3 protein-coding genes and 1 pseudogene are annotated in these 3,014 nt (G+C 69.2%); all 4 read left to right on the top strand.

Translation table 11 applies throughout. From position 1 onward, the window contains the following. Positions 1-718: 2-C-methyl-D-erythritol 2,4-cyclodiphosphate synthase (gene ispF / locus DSP71_RS15885; protein ID WP_113681573.1), on the top strand; the 718-nt coding region annotated here is incomplete at its 5' end. Positions 719-787: 69 nt separating this feature from the next. After that, positions 788-1,378, top strand: a complete 591-nt coding sequence (locus DSP71_RS15880; protein ID WP_113681572.1) for a short chain dehydrogenase — start codon at positions 788-790, stop codon at positions 1,376-1,378. A 71-nt stretch (positions 1,379-1,449) separates the two neighbouring features. Continuing rightward, positions 1,450-2,850, top strand: coding sequence for a cysteine--tRNA ligase (cysS, locus tag DSP71_RS15875; protein WP_113681571.1), 1,401 nt, complete (start codon positions 1,450-1,452; stop codon positions 2,848-2,850). Beyond that, positions 2,843-3,014 (top strand): annotated as a pseudogene (locus DSP71_RS24095) (23S rRNA (guanosine(2251)-2'-O)-methyltransferase RlmB); the annotation flags it as partial. The gene cysS and the pseudogene DSP71_RS24095, both read left to right, overlap by 8 nt.

Here is a 3,014-nt window from a genome sequence, read left to right as displayed (position 1 = left end):
GGCCGCCGTCGACCGTTCCGAGCTCGCAGCGGCGCAGACGCCACAGGGCTTTCCGCGGGCAGCGCTGGAGGCCGCCTACGCCGCCGCGCGGGAGAGCGGGGTCGAGTACACCGACGATGCGGCGCTGTTCGCGGCGACAGGCCGCCCCGTGCGGCACATCGACGGCTCCGAACGCGCGTTCAAGATCACCACGCCGGCCGACCTCGAGCGCGCGAGACACCTTCTGGGCTCGCACAACGCAGGCGCCGGCATCCCGCGGGTGGGCATCGGCACGGACGTTCACGCCTTCGGCGGCGAGGGCGACCTCTGGCTCGCCGGTCTGGAGTGGCCAGGGGAGCAGCCTCTGTCCGGCCATTCGGATGGAGACGCGGTCGCCCATGCCATCGTCGATGCGCTCCTGGGAGCGGCGGGCATCGGCGACATCGGCGAGCACTTCGGCACCGCCCATCCCGAGTATGCGGGGGCCCATGCCGAGGTCTTCCTGGCCCGCACGCGCGAGCTGCTCCGGGAAGCCGGCTTCGCGGTCGGGAACGTCTCGGTCCAGTTCCAGGGGAACCGTCCGAAGTTCAGCCCGCGACGGTCGGAAGCCCAGGAGCTCCTCAGTGGGATCCTCGGCGCTCCGGTGTCCGTGACAGCCACCACGACCGACGGGCTGGGATTCACCGGGCGGGCGGAGGGCATCGCGGTCACCGCGATCGCGACGGTCTTCCCGCTCTGACTCGGCGGGGGAATGCGCGGTCCGTGCGGATCGTTTCCTGTCGACGAGACCATCACAGAAGGAGCCGCAGTGAAGATCCTCATCATCGGAGCCAGTGGGAATGTCGGACGGGCGGCAGTCGGAGCGCTCGAAGGGCACGACATCGTGGCCGCCTCGCGGAGCGGTGATCCGTCGGTCGACGTGACGGACCCGACATCCATCGAGCGGCTCTTCGACGATGTGGGCCACGTGGATGCGGTCATCGCCGCTGTCGGCAGCGTCCCGTTCGCACCGCTGGCCGAGCTCGGGCGTGACGACTTCGAATCCGCGCTCCGTGGCAAGGTGCTGTCCCAGCTCGACATCGTCCGCATCGGTACGCGGTTCGTGCGTGACGGCGGCTCCTTCACCCTCACCTCCGGCATCCTGGCCCGCGAGCCGATCGCCACGGGTGCCGCGGCCTCGCTCGCGAACGGAGCGATCGAGGCGTTCGTGCTGGGCGCAGCCGCCGAGCTCCCGCGTGCGATCCGCATCAACGCCGTCAGCCCCTCAGTGCTCGAGGACGCGCCTTCCTACCATTCGTCGTTCCCCGGGTTCGTCCCGGTGTCCTCGTACCGGGTCGGCATGGCGTACGCGAAGAGCGTCCTCGGCGTGCAGACGGGACAGATCTTCCCCGTGGACTGAGTTCGCCCGTCATGGATGACGCATTCGCACGCGCCCAGGCTCAGGAACGACGCTCCCGGTAAGCTTGAGCGGTGACAGTCCGCCTCTACGACACCCGCGCGCAGCAGTTGCGCGACTTCGTGCCTCTCGATCCTGAGAACATCACGATGTACGTGTGCGGACCCACCGTGCAGTCGGGCCCGCACATCGGGCACGTCAGAGCGGCCCTCAGCTTCGATCTCCTGCGGCGCTGGCTCGAGTACCGCCACGGTCGCGTGACGTTCGTCCGCAACGTGACGGACATCGATGACAAGGTGCTCGCCAACGCGACCGAGTCCGAGCCGTGGTGGGCGCTGGCCTACCGGATGGAGCGCGAGTTCACCGCTGCCTATGCGGGCGTGGGGATCCTCCCGCCGACCTACGAGCCCCGAGCCACGGCGTCGGTTCCGCAGATGCAGGAGCTCATCGCGCTGCTGATCGAGCGCGGCCACGCCTACCCTGCGCCGGACGGATCGGGGGACGTCTACTTCGACGTGCGCTCCTGGTCCGACTACGGCTCACTCACCCATCAGTCGCTGGACGCGATGGAAGCGGCGGAGGACGCGGATCCCCGAGGCAAGCGGAATCCGCAGGACTTCGCGCTCTGGAAGGGGAGCAAGCCCGAGGAGCCGTCCGATGCGACCTGGGCATCGCCCTGGGGGACCGGCCGTCCCGGATGGCACATCGAATGCTCCGCGATGTCGAAGCGTTATCTCGGCGCGGAGTTCGACATCCACGGCGGCGGGCTCGATCTGCGTTTCCCCCATCACGAGAACGAGCTCGCGCAGTCGACCGCAGCAGGAGACGGCTTCGCCCGCTATTGGGTGCACAACGGCCTCGTGACCGTCGACGGGCAGAAGATGTCGAAGTCGCTCGGCAACTTCACGTTGGCCACCGACGTCCTCGCCGCGCACGAGCCGCTGGTGGTGCGCTACGCGCTCGCTTCGGCGCACTATCGTTCGAGTCTCGACCTCAGCGAGTCGTCGTGGGCGGAGGCGGAGGCCGCGCTCGGTCGCATCGCGACGTTCCAGCAGCGTGCCGCACGCGTTGCCGAAGGGGGCATCGGATTCTTCGTGTCGCAGAGTCTTCCCGAGGCCTTCGTGGCCGCGATGGATGATGATCTCGGGGTTCCGGAGGCGCTGGCTGTTCTGCACGAGACGGTGCGCGCGGGCAACTCGGCGCTCGATGCGGGGGAGACGGAAGCCGCGCTGCACGCTCTTCGGGCCGTGCTGGCGATGACCTCCGTCCTCGGTCTCACCGCCTCATCCGGCGCGAGGACTCACGCGTCGGAGTCTGTGCTGGACGCTCTCGTCCAGACGATGATCACCCAGCGCGCACAGGCACGCGCTGACAAGGACTGGGCGGCGGCCGATCGCATCCGAGATGCGATCGCCGCCGCAGGAATCACGCTGGAGGACACTCCGGCCGGAACTCATTGGAGTATCGATGGCTAAGCCAGGGCGCCCCGGCGCGAGCAAGGGAAACAAGAAGGGCCCGACCAAGGGCACCGGCGGACTCGGGCGCAAGGCGCTCGAGGGTCGCGGACCGACGCCGAAGGCGGAGGACCGCGCCTGGCACCCGGCGGGCAAGCGCAAGGCTGCGGCCGAGCGGTACGCCG

The sequence above is a fragment of the Microbacterium sp. H6 genome, assembly GCF_003314775.1.
Classification (GTDB): domain Bacteria; phylum Actinomycetota; class Actinomycetes; order Actinomycetales; family Microbacteriaceae; genus Microbacterium; species Microbacterium oxydans.
This window is presented reverse-complemented; position numbering and strand designations above follow the sequence as displayed.